9 protein-coding genes and 1 pseudogene are annotated in these 17,659 nt (G+C 45.1%); 2 read left to right on the top strand and 8 right to left on the bottom strand.

The genetic code is table 11. The annotated features are described in order from the left end of the window. Positions 1–795: 795 nt before the first annotated feature. Entirely contained in the window at positions 796–1,626 is an 831-nt protein-coding gene (locus A7325_RS04840) for a Cof-type HAD-IIB family hydrolase (RefSeq protein ID WP_068405113.1), read from the top strand. An 88-nt stretch (positions 1,627–1,714) separates the two neighbouring features. Here the strand turns inward: A7325_RS04840 and A7325_RS04835 are convergent, their stop codons facing one another. Continuing rightward, positions 1,715–1,978: a hypothetical protein gene (locus A7325_RS04835; protein ID WP_068405111.1), complete on the bottom strand. Its 264-nt coding sequence runs from the start codon at positions 1,976–1,978 to the stop codon at positions 1,715–1,717. A gap of 384 nt (positions 1,979–2,362) precedes the next feature. On the opposite strand from A7325_RS04835, the gene A7325_RS04830 reads away from it, so the two are divergent. Continuing rightward, entirely contained in the window at positions 2,363–3,484 is a 1,122-nt protein-coding gene (locus A7325_RS04830) for an ABC transporter substrate-binding protein (RefSeq protein WP_068405109.1), read from the top strand. Between the two features lie 119 nt (positions 3,485–3,603). Here A7325_RS04830 and A7325_RS04825 read toward each other — a convergent pair whose 3' ends face one another. The 7 genes and pseudogenes from A7325_RS04825 to pilQ form a co-directional block, all read right to left on the bottom strand. Next, on the bottom strand, positions 3,604–4,839 hold the full coding sequence (locus tag A7325_RS04825) for an FUSC family protein (protein WP_068405107.1): 1,236 nt from the start codon (positions 4,837–4,839) through the stop codon (positions 3,604–3,606). A 249-nt stretch (positions 4,840–5,088) separates the two neighbouring features. After that, positions 5,089–6,510: an FAD-dependent oxidoreductase gene (locus A7325_RS04820; RefSeq protein WP_068405115.1), complete on the bottom strand. Its 1,422-nt coding sequence runs from the start codon at positions 6,508–6,510 to the stop codon at positions 5,089–5,091. A 140-nt stretch (positions 6,511–6,650) separates the two neighbouring features. Beyond that, positions 6,651–11,114, bottom strand: a complete 4,464-nt coding sequence (gltB, locus tag A7325_RS04815; protein ID WP_068405105.1) for a glutamate synthase large subunit — start codon at positions 11,112–11,114, stop codon at positions 6,651–6,653. An 817-nt stretch (positions 11,115–11,931) separates the two neighbouring features. Beyond that, positions 11,932–13,059, bottom strand: a complete 1,128-nt coding sequence (locus A7325_RS04810; RefSeq protein WP_068405103.1) for a hypothetical protein — start codon at positions 13,057–13,059, stop codon at positions 11,932–11,934. A gap of 207 nt (positions 13,060–13,266) precedes the next feature. Beyond that, positions 13,267–14,442, bottom strand: a complete 1,176-nt coding sequence (gene aroB, locus A7325_RS04805; RefSeq protein WP_068405101.1) for a 3-dehydroquinate synthase — start codon at positions 14,440–14,442, stop codon at positions 13,267–13,269. 89 nt (positions 14,443–14,531) lie between these two features. Continuing rightward, positions 14,532–15,095 (bottom strand): shikimate kinase AroK, encoded by a 564-nt coding sequence (gene aroK / locus A7325_RS04800; protein WP_068405099.1) that lies wholly within the window; start codon positions 15,093–15,095, stop codon positions 14,532–14,534. Between the two features lie 165 nt (positions 15,096–15,260). Further along, positions 15,261–17,633: pseudogene (pilQ, locus tag A7325_RS04795) on the bottom strand (type IV pilus secretin PilQ). Between the last annotated feature and the right edge of the window lie 26 nt (positions 17,634–17,659).

Raw genomic sequence — 17,659 nt, 5'->3', positions numbered from 1 at the left:
TCCTTTATATACCACCCCTAGCATAAAGATGTTGAGGTTACTTTTACCCCATTTCCAGTTGGTGCGGTCAATGGTTAAGGTGACTTTGCCTAGCCCAAATAGTCGATATATCATTAAAGCCAGTTGATCGTAGTCTATCCTCGCTTCGGCAAAAAATCGCTGTAGTCTGCGATAGTGACTGTCAGTCTTGCCACCCTTAGGAAGGTGTCTTGCTATTTTTTTTAAGATTACTGCTTTGAGCAGTAATCAGGGCTATTATCATTAGGCTCAAACAATTGATTCTTGCCTTGTTCATGCTCAGGTTTTGGGTTAAAGTTTCACTAAGTCTGTTAAAGTTCGGCATGGTCTGATTCGTCTTAAAAATTACTATTATGCCTTTGCTTTAACAGACTTTTTTGTTTTTTTGTCGTGTGCAGAGATTTAGTCCATAAAACTCATAAACAAATTGACGTTGAATTAGTTATTAGGTCTTTAAAAGATTTAGGTTGGTCTGATGATGACGCATATAGACTTGGCCTACAATTCGAATTCGCTCAAAGCCTTTTATCGTTTGTCAATGAGTAACTTATCGATAAGAGTGATGATACTCATAGATGTACTTTATGGGTTTTTAGCTTTTACAATCTAACAAGTTGAGTGTTAGTAGGGTGCGTTCCACGCACCGATAAGATTAATAAAGTATGGAAATAGTGCGCTGGACGCACCCTACATTTAAAATTATTCAGCAAGTTCCAACGACTTTCTATACTTGCTTTGAATACCTATACAGTCGGTTTTTAAATATAAAGGATACTCATGTTTATTGTAGATAAGGCGGCGCCAGCCAATATCAATCAGGCGTTACCAGTGCCGAAAGTAATATTTTTTGACATTGATGACACGCTCAGCCGTAATGGCATCATCGCTACGCACAACCAAGCGACGCTTGAGGCGCTGGCCAAAACTGATATTAAATTGGTGATTTCGACCGGACGCTCTAAAGCGATATTGCCAGCAGATATTTTAGCCTTGCTCGAAGCGGATGTCTTAGATGCCATTATTTGTATGAATGGACAATATAGTTTTGATAATAAAGGCTTGATTAGCCATTATCCATTGTCTGCTGAGCAAGCGGACAAAATTGTGCAGTTATGCCAAACCAGTCAGCTGATTCATAAGTTTGACTCGGCGACCCACATTGCTTGGTCAGGCGAAAACGAGCGTTTGCGTGATTTTAATGCCAAAACGCCCAACTCTATCGTGGATCCACTCTATTATCAATCAAACCCCGTTTATCAATGCTCAGTGTTTTTTAACAATCAATTCGATAAAATGCAAGATATCGACTTTGCACAGGACGATTTAAAACTGGTACATTGGCATCATATCGGCGCAGATATCCTGCCCGCCAATGCTTCTAAAGCGCGCGGTATCAAAGACGTCTGTCGCTATTATGGCGTAGATGCAACCGAATGCATGGCGTTTGGCGATGGTATGAATGACTTAGAGATGTTTGATTTGGTCGGCTATGCAGTAGCGATGGGCGATGCCCAGCCTGCGTTGATTGAGCGCGCGGATTTTGTCACGGGTACGATTGAAGAGCGTGGCATCCAGTCGGTACTCAAGCAATTTCATATAGCGTCTTGATAAATAGTTTATAAAAACCGCTATTTATATAAGGCGTGTCCTCATTTTTAAAAGAAGAGCACGTCCTAGCAGAATTTAACGACGCTACTTAACGACGCTTAGCCATCAAACCATAAAGCCAGCTACCGACTTTATAAAATCCGACGATGATTAAAATAATTACCAACGCTGCGAGCACATAAGCCAGCCAATTTGGTACGTGGCTTAACCAGCCAATGGTAAATGCCAAACCCAGATAAGTTTCAACTGGCCAATTCAGAATTGAGGTTGGCGAGCCCGAATTAAATATAATCATAAAACCTATAATGCCAATTAAAGCCATCACTATCCCAGCGCGTACACGATTATTCATTGTCTTCCTCTTTTAATTCAATCAAATTGGGTAAAATTGTCTTATTTTTATTGTTTAAAGTCTCATGCGGTAACTATAGTGGCATAAAACGCGCCTATCATGTCGCCTTTTTGATTACGACGCTATGGTAAATCTGTTTATTCTATAAAAGGCTATTGTTAAATCAAGCATAATACAAAGCGGCATTTGTCATCATTTATGATCATTTGGCATATTATTTTTAATCGCCTTAGCTGTAACGATACTAGCAAAAACGCTATGCACGATTGCCCTTTAAATTATGCGCAATCATAGCCATAATGGTTTACATAGCTGTAAATTTAGCATCGCGCCTGTTTTACGGGTTTTCTTGCTTTGCACCATTCTTATTTTAGGAGAGATATTTTGACTCATTTATCATCGTCGCGCGCTGCCGCTCGTAGCGCTCGCATGCTTCCAAAAGCCTTATTAGCCGTGGCGGTTGGGCTCGCACTTGTGAGCTGTAGTAAATCAGATAACGCCGCTACCGATGGCGCTGCGACCAGTGCAGAAACGTTAAACCTGTATAACTGGTCGGAATATATGCCGCAAGAAATTCTTGATGGTTTTACCAAAGAGACTGGCATTCGAGTCAATTACACTACTTTTGATTCTAACGAAGCTATGTACGCTAAGCTTAAATTGCTTGATGATTCTAGCCAATACGATTTAGCGATTCCATCGACGTATTATGTGGAAAAAATGGCCAAAGAAGGACTGCTACAAGAGCTTGATAAATCCAAATTAAGCAACTTTAAAAATCTTGATACCTCCTTTACCAATACCAAGGTTGATCCAGAAAACAAATACTCGATTCCTTATATGTGGGGCAGCACCGGTCTTGCCATCAATGGCGAAGCGGTCGATCCTGCAACCGTAAATAGCTGGAATGACTTATGGCGTCCTGAGTATAAAGGTCAAGTGATGCTGATGAATGACATGCGCGAAGTGTTTGGCATGGCGCTCTTAACCTTGGGCTATTCAGGTAATAGTAAAAACCCTGAAGAAATCAAAGCCGCTTACGAGAAGCTAACGACCTTGATGCCAAATGTAAAAACCTTTAACTCGGATGCTTCACGCATGCCGTATATGGAAGGGGAAACCACGGTTGGTATGAGCTGGAATGGTGAAGCTATCATCGCTAATAACGAAGGCTTGACCAGCTTGGTGTATAAATACCCAACTGAAGGGGCTATTCTTTGGATGGACAACTTTGTTATTCCAAAAAATGCCAAACAGGTGGATGCGGCGCACAAATTTATCGACTACTTACTGCGTCCTGAGAACTCTAAAATCGTCAGCGAAGAGATTGGTTACGCATCACCGAATATGGCCGCGCGTGAGCTGATGCCAGAAGAGGTGCGCAACAATCCAACCATTTATCCAAGCAAAGAGGTGCTAGCAAAAGCGGAGTTTCAAGAAGATGTCGGTGATGAAGCGTTGCAAGTGTATCAGCAGTATTGGGATAAGCTTAAAACGGGGCGTTAATTCTGTAAATTAATACGCATTTATTGATTGCTGTTTTAGATACCTATTATCTATCCAAAAAACGCTGCCTTTATTAAGTCAGCGTTTTTTATTTGTCTTTTCTTTTATTTGTCTTTTATTTATAAGTGCAAATCGGTTTCGCTACCTTTATGTTCAATACGGCGCTGCTCGCGGCGCTGATAGCGCAACCCAGAGGCAGCAAACCACTGCGGCTTGGTGGTTTGCAATAATTCACTAAGCCGCTGTAACTGTACTTGCAGCGTTTGGGTGAGCCAAAAATAACCTTGCCATTCAAAGCCTAAGTTTTCCACACTTGGATATTCTGATACCGCGATACGGGTAATCGGGCGAAACACTTCATCATTTGGACTACGTAATACTGCCGCCATATGCTGCATCGCTTGGGTTAATTCGTGCTGATAATGAATCAGTAAAATATGGTTTTCATCGTCAATCTCGATATTTGCCAAACGCGGCGCTGCACTTAACAGTAAGTCAATGGTACCAATAATATTACGATGGGTACGCTGAATGGTCTCTAGCGTTTCTTTATCAATTCCAGATTCGCTCGCTGTGGCGGCGATATGCGGGCGCACGGCAAGCAGGCGCTTATTAATTTTTTGCAGCGCTTTGACCAGGGCCTTATTGACTGGCGTATCTGGTACAGCCGGATTTTTTGGGTAAATGATACTGGCAGAACTGGTCGCTTTACTATATTTAAAGGGTTTTGGCACCAAAATCTCGGCATCAATATGATTGCCTACCCCAGCGTATAAATTACCGCAGGTTTCAAGGTTACTGGCCAATAAAAACCGCCACATTAGCGTTGATTTCAGCGGTAAAATCAAGGTCGCAGCGACCGCAACCCCTGCGCCAAGTAAAATATTGATGGCGCGATACAGACCGTCTTGGGTGATATTGCTATGGTCGGGGCTTGAGACAATCATCAGCATGGTAATGCCCGTTAGCAGCCCGATATAACCCAACTGCTTAACCGCCACGTAGCCAATGATGCCGCTGATAATACCAATTAGCCCGTAATATAACCATAGCCAGCCGCCGGTATCTTGAATTAACCATAAAAAGCTCAGCCCGACCACCACGCCGAGCAAAGTGCCGAGTATGCGCTCTTTGGCCTTGGTATAAATCGCTCCTTGATATTGCAATAATCCCAATATCACAAACACGGTGATGGTCGTCCATTCGCCATGCGGCAAGTGGGTAAACTCATTTAATAAGAGGGCAATAAGCACGGCCACGCCCAAACGTATGGCATGCAAAACATCGGCATGCTGATAGCGGGCGTAAGGCTCTACAAACGGCGCGGTAAATCGTTGCCAAAAAGTCGGTTTCACGCAGGACGTCTCTTATAATGAATAAATAAAAAATAGCTTAAATGATAACTGCTAGCTTAACCATTCATAAGGCAATTATCAAAAAAATAACGCCTTTTATCCCGTAAAGATAAAAGACGTCAACGTTATAAACATACAAAGGCGTGTCCTCATTTTAAAAATGATGGAAAAGCATATTTGAAGATGAAAAAGCATATTTGGATTTGGCTATTGATAACTACCAATAGCCAAATACTAGACTTCTAAAAGCTAAGCTTCTAAGAAATCTAAAATACCTTCTGCCGCTTCACGACCTTCCCAAATCGCCGTCACCACCAAATCAGAGCCGCGTACCATATCGCCACCGGCAAATATTTTTGGGTTGCTGGTTTGGAATTTAAAGGTTTGTTTTTCGGCGGCGACCACTCGACCTGAGCCGTCCATTGTGACTTGCTGACTGGCAAACCAATCGGCCGGGCTAGGACGGAAACCAAAGGCCAGAATAACCGCATCACACGGTATGATTTCTTCTGAGTTAGGAATAGGCTCAGGGTGGCGGCGCCCACGACTGTCAGGCGCGCCCAGATGCGTGGTAATCACCTTGACCGCGTTTACCTTGCCATTTAAGCCAATGATTTCGGTCGGTTGACGATTGAATAAAAACTCAACGCCCTCTTCGCGCGCATTGACCACCTCACGGCGAGAGCCGGGCATATTTTCTTCGTCACGGCGATAAGCGCAAACTACTTGCTGTGCGCCTTGACGCACACTGCTACGGTTACAGTCCATCGCTGTATCACCGCCGCCTAATACCACTACTTTTTTGCCTTTTAAATCGATATAGTCTGCTGAATTTTTTTCCCAGTCATTGCAGCGATTAACGTTAGCTATCAGATAATCTAGCGCATCGTAGACGCCTTCTAGCTCTTCGCCTGCAAAGCCGCCACGCATATAGGTATAAGTGCCCATGCCCATAAATACCGCATCATACTCGCTTAGCAGCTCGTCAATACTGACGTCGCTGCCGATTTCGGTCTCTAAACGGAACTCCATGCCCATGCCTTCAAAAATGACACGGCGATTGCGCATGACATCTTTTTCCATTTTAAACTCTGGAATACCAAAGGTTAATAAACCGCCAATCTCAGGACGCTTATCAAAGATAACAGGTTTGACCCCATTTCTGACTAAGATATCGGCGCAGCCCAGTCCTGCAGGCCCTGCACCAATAATAGCGACTTTTTTATCCGTCCAAACCACCTCGGACATATCAGGACGCCAACCCAAAGCAAAAGCGGTGTCGTTGATATACTTCTCAACATTGCCGATGGTGACCGCGCCAAAGCCATCGTTTAGCGTACAAGCGCCTTCACACAAGCGGTCTTGCGGGCAGACACGGCCACAAACTTCAGGCAAAGTATTGGTTTGATGACACAATTCTGCTGCCTGAAATATTTGTCCCTCGCTTGCTAATTTAAGCCAGTTGGGAATGTAATTATGTACCGGACATTTCCACTCGCAGTATGGATTGCCGCACTCAAGGCAGCGGTGCGATTGCTGCGCTACTGATTCGCTATCGAACGGCTGATAAATTTCTACAAACTCTGTTGAGCGCGTAACGATATCTTTTTTGATCGGCTCAAGGCGCGGTACATCTAAAAACTGAAAACTATTTTCTAAGCGTTTTGCCATGGTATTGTCTCTTCTATAGTGGGTAACGACAGCCAATATCTGCAGCCTAAATGAGGCAAATTTACGGATAGAGGTTGTCATTTACCTGCTTAAAACCTATGAATTAAACTGCTTGTAAACCTATTATTGACCCAGCCAATTTATTGTGGGTCAGCCGTCGTGGTTTTAAGCAGGGTCGCAACGTTTGCCGCTTTGGGTTTTACCAAATAGAACTTACGCGCGTAATGCTCAAAGTCCGCTAAGATGGTTTGCCCCCACGCACTGCCCGTTTTGTCAACATGAGTTTCAATCACTTGTTGCAAGTAAATACGATGACCTTCCATTTGCTCGCTTGAGATACGGTTTAAATCAATCAGTTCATGATTACAGCGATCGAAAAAGTCACCATCCATATCGAGGACATAAGCAAAGCCGCCGGTCATGCCTGCGCCGAAATTCAGCCCCGTACGCCCAAGGACAGTAATGATGCCGCCGGTCATATACTCGCAGCAATGGTCGCCCGTGCCTTCGATAACCGCATGGGCGCCTGAGTTACGTACGCCGAAACGCTCGCCTGCTGTACCCGCCGCATACAACTTGCCACCAGTTGCGCCATACAAACAAGTATTGCCGATAATGGCGGTTTCATGCGTGGTAAAGCTTGAATCTTGCGGTGGATAAATGACAATCTCACCGCCCGCCATGCCTTTACCAACATAGTCATTGGCATCGCCTTCTAGCTCAATATGCAAACCGCCCGCATTCCAGACCCCTAAGCTTTGACCTGCGGTGCCGTTTAGATGCAGCTTAATGGGCCTATCACTCATACCAAGGTTACCCCAGACCTGCGCAATCTCGCCGGAAATACGCGCGCCGATAGAGCGATCACAGTTGCCGATGGCATAGCTGAAATCGCCGCCGTTCCCTTGACGGATACTCAGCAGCATATCGTTAATCATTTGCTCAGCGAGCAAGCCTTTATCGAATGGCTCATTACGCGCCACCTGACAAGTTTGCGCTTTGCCGCTACTGGCTGGATGACTAAATAATAACGGCGTTAAATCCAAATGCCGCTGCTTATCAGTATTACCTTCTAACACGTCAAGCAAATCGGTACGCCCGACCAGCTCCTCCATACTGCGCACGCCGAGAGCGGCAAGCCATTCGCGCGTTTCGGTGGCGACAAATTTAAAGAAGTTAATCAGCATTTCTGCTTCACCGATGAAATGCTCATCACGTAGCTGGGCTTTTTGGGTGGCAACGCCGGTTGGGCAGTTATTAAGATGGCAAATCCGCAAGTATTTACAGCCAACGGCAATCATCGGCGTGGTGCCAAAACCAAAGCTCTCTGCCCCAAGAATTGCGGCTTTGACCACATCAAGACCCGTTTTTAGACCGCCATCGGTTTGAATACGAACTTTATCACGCAAGCCGTTGACCCGAAGCGATTGATGCGTTTCAGCAAGCCCCAGCTCCCACGGCGAGCCAGCATGATGGATAGATGACAGTGGCGACGCTGCCGTGCCACCATCATAGCCTGAGATGGTAATTAGGTCAGCGTAGGCTTTTGCCACGCCCGTTGCAATGGTACCAACACCCGGACGTGAGACCAGCTTCACTGACACCAAAGCATCTGGATTGACTTGTTTTAAATCAAAAATTAGCTGCGCCAAATCTTCGATAGAGTAAATATCATGATGCGGCGGCGGCGATATGAGCGTCACCCCCGGTACCGAATAACGCAGGCGAGCGATGAGCGCATTAACCTTACCGCCCGGCAGCTGACCGCCCTCACCCGGTTTTGCCCCTTGAGCAACTTTAATTTGCAGCACTTCTGCCGAACGCAGATACGCCGGTGTGACGCCAAAGCGACCTGAGGCAATTTGCTTAATTTTTGAGTTACGCAAGGTACCATAACGCACCGGATCTTCGCCGCCTTCACCAGAGTTTGAGCGCCCGCCAATAGTATTCATCGCCATGGCAATCGCTTCATGGGCTTCAGGTGACAATGCTCCTAAAGACATACCAGCAGAATCAAAGCGCGATAAAATTTCTGAGATGTCCTCGACGTCATTTACGTCGATTGAATTATCGGTTTTTAATTGTAATAAATCGCGCAAGGTTGCTACGGGACGGCTATTGACCAAATCGGCATAATTGCGATAATTGTCATAATCGCCGGTACGGACTGCGGTATGTAGGCTGTTAATTACGTCAGGATTAAAGGCATGGTACTCTTTATTAAAGACAAATTTTAATAAACCACCTTGGTCAAGTGGCTCACGGCGTTTAAAAGCATTGGCCGCCAATTGTGCTTGATCGGCAGCTAAATCGGCAAAGGTTGCGCCTTTAATACGACTTTGCACACCTTTAAAGCATAAGCTTACCACTTCTTCAGAAAGCCCCACCGCTTCAAATAATTGCGCGCCGCGGTAAGAGACAATGGTAGAGATACCCATTTTTGATAAGATTTTTAGCAGCCCTTTATCCAAGCCTTTACGGAAATTGACCCGCGCTTGAATCGGATCGCCAAGCAGCTCACCCGTCGCCACCAAATCATCGATGACGTCATAGGCCAGATATGGATAGACACAAGTCGCGCCAAAGCCAATCAATACCGCCACTTGATGTGAATCGCGCGCCAGACCAGTCTCGACGATTAAATTGGCATCGGTACGAATACCTTGCGCAATTAAATAATGATGCACCGCACCAGTGACCATAATGGCGTTGGCAGGTAGTTTGTCGGCTGCGATATTCTTATCAGACAAGACAATTAAAGTAAAACCCGCACGAATGCTATTTGCTACTTGCTCACAGATGGCTTTAATAGCGGCTGCTAGCTCAAGATTGGTATCGTAGTTTAAGTCGATACGCGCCATTTGAAACGCTGGATCAGCCAAGGTTTCGAGCTGCTGCATTTTACTGGCTGATAAAACCGGTGACGATAAGATAATACGATGCGCGTCGCGTGCTGACGGCGCAAATACATTGGTTTCAGCACCAAGACACGTCTGTAGCGACATCACAATTGACTCACGCAACGGGTCTATCGGTGGATTGGTCACCTGCGCAAACTGCTGGCGGAAAAAGTCGCCGACATGACGAATTTGCTGAGATAGCACCGCCATCGGCGTATCATCGCCCATCGAGCCGACTGGCTCTTGCGCATTTTCGGCATTAGGACGGATAATTTCGGTGCGCTCTTCATTGGTGATATGATACATTTTTTGCAATGCTTTTAGCGGCTCACCGCGGCAAGCTTGGGCGGCTAATTCTTCTTCTAAGCGCTCATCATCGCGGATGCGGGTTGCTTCTTCGCGCAGCCATTTACGATATGGATGCGCTTTTTTGAGTAACGTCGCAATCGCTTTAGTATCCATGATTTGACCGGTCATGGTATCGATAACTAACATCTGACCGGGCCCAACGCGCCCTTTAGCAAGCACATCTTTTGGCGCATAATCCCAAACGCCGACTTCTGAGGCCACCGTGATATAGCCATTTTTGGTGGTGACCCAACGCGACGGACGCAGACCATTACGGTCGAGCATACATACCGCATAGCGACCGTCTTGAATCACTAGTCCTGCTGGGCCATCCCACGCCTCCATATGCTGCGAGTAAAATTCATAAAACGCCCGCAAGTCCATATCCATGCTGTCGACATTTTGCCAAGCGGGCGGTACCAGAATTGACATCGAGTGGAATAAACTCATACCGCCCGACATCAGCACCTCTAGCATATTATCTAAGCTCGATGAATCCGAACCCGTACTATTCACCAGTGGCGTCAATTCACTTAAATTGGGCAATTTATCAGACTTTAATTTTGGCGTGCGCGCTTCAGACCAGCTACGGTTGCCTGTGATGGTATTAAGCTCGCCATTATGCGCCAGATAGCGAAACGGCTGCGCCAGTGGCCAGCGCGGCAAGGTATTGGTTGAAAAACGCTGATGGAAGACCACGATATGCGAGGCCAAACGCGTATCTTGTAAGTCTAAAAAGAACGCTGGCAGATCTGATGGCATGACCAAACCTTTATAGATAATGGTCTGACAGTTTAAGGAACAAACATAAAATAGCTCGTCATCAACCAAGCGTTGTTCAGCTTTTTTACGCGCGACAAATAATTTGCGGTTAAAGTCATCGGCTGCTATCTCGTCTGGTGCATTGACAAATATCTGCTGAAAACCAGGTAATGTCTGACGCCCAATCTCACCAACGATACTTAAATCAAGCGGCACATCGCGCCAGCCCGCCACTGCTAACCCTTGGGCGGCAATCTCTTCATTAAGCACCTGCTGACTATACTGCGCTTTTGTCTCATCCAAACTGACAAACACCATGCCAACGGCAAAATCAGCAGTCAGGGTAAAGCCTTGCTCAGCGGCTATATCGCTAAAAAATACCGTCGGCGTTGCCAGCAATAAACCGCAGCCATCGCCAGTCTTACCATCAGCTGCAACACCGCCGCGATGGGTCATACAACTTAGACTATGAATAGCTGTTTTTACCAAATCGTGACTGGCTTGGCCCTCGATATGAGCTATCAAACCAAAGCCGCAATTATCAGAGAAGTCATCTGGCGCCGCCAAATGCGTAGAGGAAGAAATCATTGACATAGCTTGTCCTTTTGAGTGAGCGGACGGCCTATACTTTCAATATGAAGTAGCAACCAAACTCCGCGGGCAGAACGGGCTAAATATATTCACGTAAGCGGATTAATAAAGCGCAAGCGGAGAAAATAATGCAAGCGTTTTGAGGGTGATAAAAATACTTATCACGACTCTCTTTATTTTATAACCATCGCAGCTACTGATTTAACGTTAACGCTAAAGCATTTATACCTAAACCCTTATCGGACTCTGCTTACTTTTATGTCTGTTTTAGCGGTTAAAAACTCAATATGAGCGGCGTAAACGTTAATAAAAACGGTGACGCCTTAACTTCTTTAAGAGACAATAAGCAAAGCAGCTGATAAGAAAGTTATGGATAAATTGGCGATGAATAGGTTAAACCGCCGTTAAATATGAATATGAGACGCTCTATATTCAAGCGCCTTAACAATCCCAATCGGGATAAAGTGAGGAGTTGCGCCACTTGCGATAAGCTTAAATAGGTAGCAAGTAGCAGCGCTTGAAACGACAATATCGAGGTATGAAATAACAGTTTACGATAACTATACAGAACGTCGCCCTCAGTTATCTTAGTGAATGATGACTAAAAAATCTAGTCTTTTCTGTCAACTCATACTCTAGATTTTGTAAAAAAATATATTATCAATGACACATTAATGACTAACTATTGAGAATAATTACTTATTCAAAGCCGCTTTTATTAGCGTTACTAAGCTTTTTTAATAGTGAATAAATCGTTCACAAAAAAGCCCCCGCCATAAAATACGACAGGAGCGTTTATAAAACGGCATGCTTAGTAAGATTAGTTACTTTTTTCTTCTATCAGCTCTTTGATGCTGTCATTATTGCCTTTTGAGGCGTTAGCATTGGCATTGGGGTTTTTGCCAGCTGCGTTGGCATTGGGGTTTTTGCCAGCAGCGTTGGTATTTTTATTGGCGGCGTTACTATTTGCATTGGCGCTCGGTGGTTTAGGCGCTTCAACCACCGGCGGTTTTTTCGGTGCGTTATTATTGCCTGAACCATTATTTGTTGCATTACCAGTGGTTGCTTCAGGCTTACGGTTAGTATCTGTAGAGGATTGCGTGGTCGTTGGTTGCCCTTCGATCTCGACCGTCCGCTCTTCATTGACAGTCAAAGTGTCAGAAGTATCAGCTGACTGACGTATGCTTTCATTAGCGCCATCTTGTGCGCCGCGATTGGCATTATTATTTGCCATTTGGCCATTACTGTCATCAGACGTTTGTGTCTGTTGACGTACTGGTACTTCGCGTTTGGTTGGGCGCAAGTTTACATTGCGCGTGCGCTTGGTGCTCAAATCCTTAACCGGATCTGGACGTTCATAATTATCGATGATACTGACGTAACGATTGATCTCTTCAGGTAAGACGCGTACATTTGCAGGCAGTTTAAAATCTATCAACTTCGCGGCACCGACCGCCTCTTGTGGACTGCTCATCAGCCCATAAGTCAGCATATAACGCACCTGCTCATTTTCATCAAGGTAGCGGAAATAAGCGAACTTATCGCGATCTTCTCGGCTTTCTAAATAGCTGACGATCACATCATTTTCAGCGACATTCATCACCTGTACGGTCCACTTGCCTTTATTAGCGAGCAGATAACGCTTGTCTTTAAACTCATCAGGATAGCTGCGTAAGTCTTTAACCGTGGTATCAAAACTAATCGGCTGCACGTCTGTATCGAGCTCATGCAAGGACTCTATCTTTAGCGGCTGCTCAAGCTCAGCGGTTGAGGCTTGTGGCGCTGATATTGGCTCATTCTCAATCTTAGCACCTATCGCTGGCGTTTGACTAAACATCCAAACTAAGGCGGTAAACACGCCCAATAGCAGGGTTGCTATCAGCCAAATCAGTGCTTGACGGCGATATTTCTGCCCAGCTGTGCGAGTCGTCGAGCGTGATGCTGCCATGGAGAGGTCCTTGGAAAAGGGTACTTATAAAAAGATACTTATAAAAGAGTTTTATATAATAATGGTCTTAAAAAAATAATGCTCAAGATTGTCGAAATATATCGTAGCTAAAAATGGCTGAAATGATTATTTTAAGCGTTTAACGATTATATATTAACTGATAAATTAAACGTGCAACTTACCTACTGAATACTTCACGAGCTTGTACTATTGATGCTGCGACAAAACTTCGGTCAAAAGCTTGGCATCAAAATCGTTGGTCAATACCGCCTCACCCAATGATTTTAACAAAATAAGGCGGATTTGTCCGTGTTTGACTTTTTTATCATGACCCATCAAACCTAATGCCGTTTGTACGTCAATAGCGGGCGGCGTAATCGGCAAATTTGCCAAGGTAAGTACGCGTTTAATACGCTCAACGTCCGCAGTTGTTAACCAGCCAGTTTTTTGCGACAGCTCAGCCGCTTGTACCATGCCAGCGGCGACCGCCTCGCCATGTAGCCAATTGCCGTAGCCTTGATGGGTTTCAATCACATGGCCAAAAGTATGACCGAAGTTTAACAAAGCGCGTACGCCGGACTCTCTTTCGTCTTGTGCGACGATATCGGCTTTATACTGACAGCAGCGCTTTACCGCCTCGCCAAGTACGGCTAAATCTAACGCCATCATCGCTGGCAAATTGTGCTCAAGCCAAGTCAAAAACTCTGCATCCATAATCAGCGCGTACTTGATGACTTCTGCCAATCCTGCTGATAGCTCACGCGCGGGCAAGGTTTTTAGCGTACTCATATCAGCAAGCACCATTTGCGGCTGCCAAAATGCGCCAATCATATTTTTACCTTGCGGATGATTGATGCCGGTCTTGCCGCCGACGCTCGAATCCACCTGTGATAACAGAGTGGTTGGGATTTGAATAAAATTGACCCCACGCATAAAGCTTGCCGCGGCAAATCCTGTCATGTCGCCGACCACGCCGCCACCAAGGGCGATTAAAGTCACATCGCGGTTAAAGTGTTCTGCCATCAGCGCATCATAAATCTGATTGATACTGGCCTGGTTTTTATACTGCTCACCATCTGGCAGCACACAAACCTTGACCGTAAACTCTGCTTCAAGTTCTTCTTGTAAAGCGCTTAAATATAAAGGCGCAACCGTCTCATTAGTCACGATAAGGACTTGATGACCGGTAATATAAGGCGCGATTTGACTGGCCATGCTGCTTTTTTTAGCGCCATTTTCAGCAATGTTATTAGCGCCATTTTCAGTAATATTACTAACAATGTTTTTAGGGTTGCCTGCATTACTATCTTCAGTAATGACGATAGGATAATCATGACTTTGCGTCTGTACTGTTAGGGTGGCATGAAACAGTGGCGTTGCCATGAAAATCTCCTTAAGTATGAGGATTGAGTTAAATTTAGCGGATTTTTAATAAATATTTTTTAAGCTCATTAACGAAATTTTATTTTTTATTATTCATCTTCTTCATGTGCTGAGCTAATAGAAGTCGACTCACAAAAGGTTTCTAATTTCTGCAATAACTGATTGACCATATGGCGCGGATAAGTATGACCGGTCGGCATGATAATATGCGCCACTTGCCGATATAAGGGGTCGCGGGCGCTGTATAAATCTTGCAATATTTTTCTAGGGTTGGGCTGTTGTAATAAAGGTCGCGACTTATCTTTTGCAGTACGCGCCATTTGCACGTCCACCGGAGCATTGAGATAGACGACGATGCCGCGCTCTTTAAGAAACGCTCGGTTTTCAGCGGCCATTACCGCACCGCCGCCGGTTGCTAAGACAATTTGTGTTTGCTGCGTCAGCTCATCAATGGCACGCGTCTCGCGCTCTCGAAAGCCCGCTTCGCCTTCTTTGGCAAATATCCAAGCAATATCAGCCCCAGTTTGCGACTCGATATACCAATCACTGTCTACAAACGAGCGTCCCAACTGCTTAGCAAGCAATCTGCCAATGGTGGTCTTTCCCGCTCCCATCGGCCCCACTAGAAATACCGACGGTAATTCCTCAACCATAATACGCACTCAGCTAAATTAGGTATGATACAACGTCATGGATATTCTGGCTAGTAACGTGTATTGATTATTGTCAGTAAAATATAGGGAGGCACAAAACTTACCCATAAAAAAAGCAAGCGTTGCTGCTTGCTTTTTTCTATTATGAAATAATGAAACGCTAGATTAGTTTAGGCGACTGGTACCATCATTAATCAATTTTGGCGTGACAAAGATCAATAGCTCTTCTTTTGCATTGTTACGTACATCCTTGCGGAACGCACGACCAACATAAGGTAAGTCGCCTAAGAAAGGTACTTTATCGACCCCATTACTTTTACGGTTTTTAAAGACGCCGCCCAGTACAACGGTTTGCCCATCTTCCACAATCACATTGGTTGAAATAGAATCTTCAGCAATCGCAACCTGATTATTAATGATAGTCGGTGTGCCATTGGTGATAAGCAGTTGCAAACCAATTTTACCGTCTGGGGTAATGTTTGGCGTGGCTTCCAAGCTCAATGCCGCTTCTTTAAAGCTGGTGGTGGTCGCGCCACTGGCCGAGGCTTCTTGATAAGGTATTTGCGTACCAGAAGATACTTTTGCCGTTTGTTTATCAGCGGTCAAAATCTTTGGCGTCGAAATCACTTCACCGCGGTTATCTGCTTGTAGGGCTGATAATTCAAGATCGAGCATCACATCTGACATGCTAAGCAGTCCAAAAGCAATCCTACCCGCTGGGTTGGCAACCCCTAAATCCACGTTTAAGTTATCAGGACGGCTGATGTCATACTTAGGATAAGAAACTGTTTGACCATTGACGGTCGTCGTCTCTACATCAAAGTCTTTTAAGTCCCATAGCGTCTGATTGCTACCACCGACCAACAAGTTACGGTTATTGGCAGCGCCGTTTGATAAAATCCCCCAACGCACGCCAATCTCTTTACTAAAGCTATCGGTTGCGCTAACGATACGCGCTTCAATCATTACTTGACGGACTGGAATATCAATTTTACCAATCAGCTTATGAATATTCTCGATGCTTTCAGCCACATCTTTGATAATCAAGGTATTGGTACGCTCATCGACCGTTACCGTACCACGGTTTGACAATAAGGTATTGTTATCAACAGAGTTTGCGTTGCCAGTACCGCTACTACCTGTTGAACCACTGCCTTGAGAGATCAGCGTCAATACATCTGCTGCCTTAGCATAGCTTAAGCGAATGTATTCTGTACGTAGCGGTGCATAAGACTCAACCGCTTGCTGCGCTTCAAGCTCACGCGCTTCTTGTTCTGCAAGCTCAGTCGAAGGTGCGACCAAAATCACATTGCCATTTTCACGTTTGCCAAGATTCTTACTCTTTAGAATAATATCTAGTGCTTGATCCCACGGGACATTAATCAAACGCAAAGTGATGTTGCCCGCCACCGAGTCACTCGCCACAATATTCATTTCTGTAAACTGGGCCAATATATCTAAAACACTACGGATTTCGACGTCTTGAAACTCCATCGATAATGCTTCGCCGGTATAGACTTTTTCTTCTAATGTCGGCTCGCGTAGTAGCTCGGGCTTTCTGATACTGATGTTTAATTGATTGCCTGATTGGTAAGCCTGATATTCAAAATCTTCTTTGACATTAATAGTGATCACACCATTTTGCCCTTGGTTTTTGGTATCAATACTATCAACCAGACCGCTATTCACATTCAAGCGGCGCAGCAAGTTTCTCGGTACCGTGCTACCCGTTAAACGAACCACCAACTTATTACCTTGGCGCTGCACGTCTACTGGAATAGCTTCGTTAGCAAGTGCAATACTGACATTACCGCCGCCGTCATTGCCTTTAGTGAAATTAACCGCCGTTAAACCATCATAACTATATTGCTTACTCACTTGTGAGGCGGCAAGCTGTGGGCTTAATAAAGGATTGACGCGCACTACCATCGTATCAGCAGGTGCCTGTGTTGCAACTGCTTGAGTTTTCACTACTTTGGTTTTAATTGGTGCAACTGCAACGCTACTGCTTTCAACAATTGGCGTCACTACCGCAGTAGTGGTGATAGCTGCGTTGCCATTTAATAAGTCTTGGACTGGGTCATTGGTAACTACTTGATTAACCACCGGACGACTAGGGTCGCTGATGGTTAGCAGCAAATTATTGCCCTCAATAGCGGTAGTATAGTTGCCCGCTTGTTTGAGACCGACGATCAGACGCGTGGTATTGTCGCTATTCAGGGTAGTGACATCGTTGATCATACCAACATTATATTCACTAAAACGGCTGGCAAGCCCATTTTGCACTTATTCAAAATCTAATACCAAACGGCTTGGATTATCAAGCTGATAGGCAGCAGGTAATACTGGCTTACCGGCAAACCCTAAGCGCATTTGGGTAACCGCTGGCGCTGTTTGTACCACAGAGACGTTATTGATACGCTGCTCAGCATGAGCACTGCTACTTATTGCTACCATACTCATTGCCAATGCAGAGATGGCAAAACTAGAAGATACGCGGTCGCTCATCGTCATTACCTTGTTGTTGCGTACTGTCATTATATATTCCTCAAAAAATCTGCCGA

This window comes from Psychrobacter sp. SHUES1 (assembly GCF_001652315.1).
Classification (GTDB): domain Bacteria; phylum Pseudomonadota; class Gammaproteobacteria; order Pseudomonadales; family Moraxellaceae; genus Psychrobacter; species Psychrobacter faecalis.
This window is presented reverse-complemented; position numbering and strand designations above follow the sequence as displayed.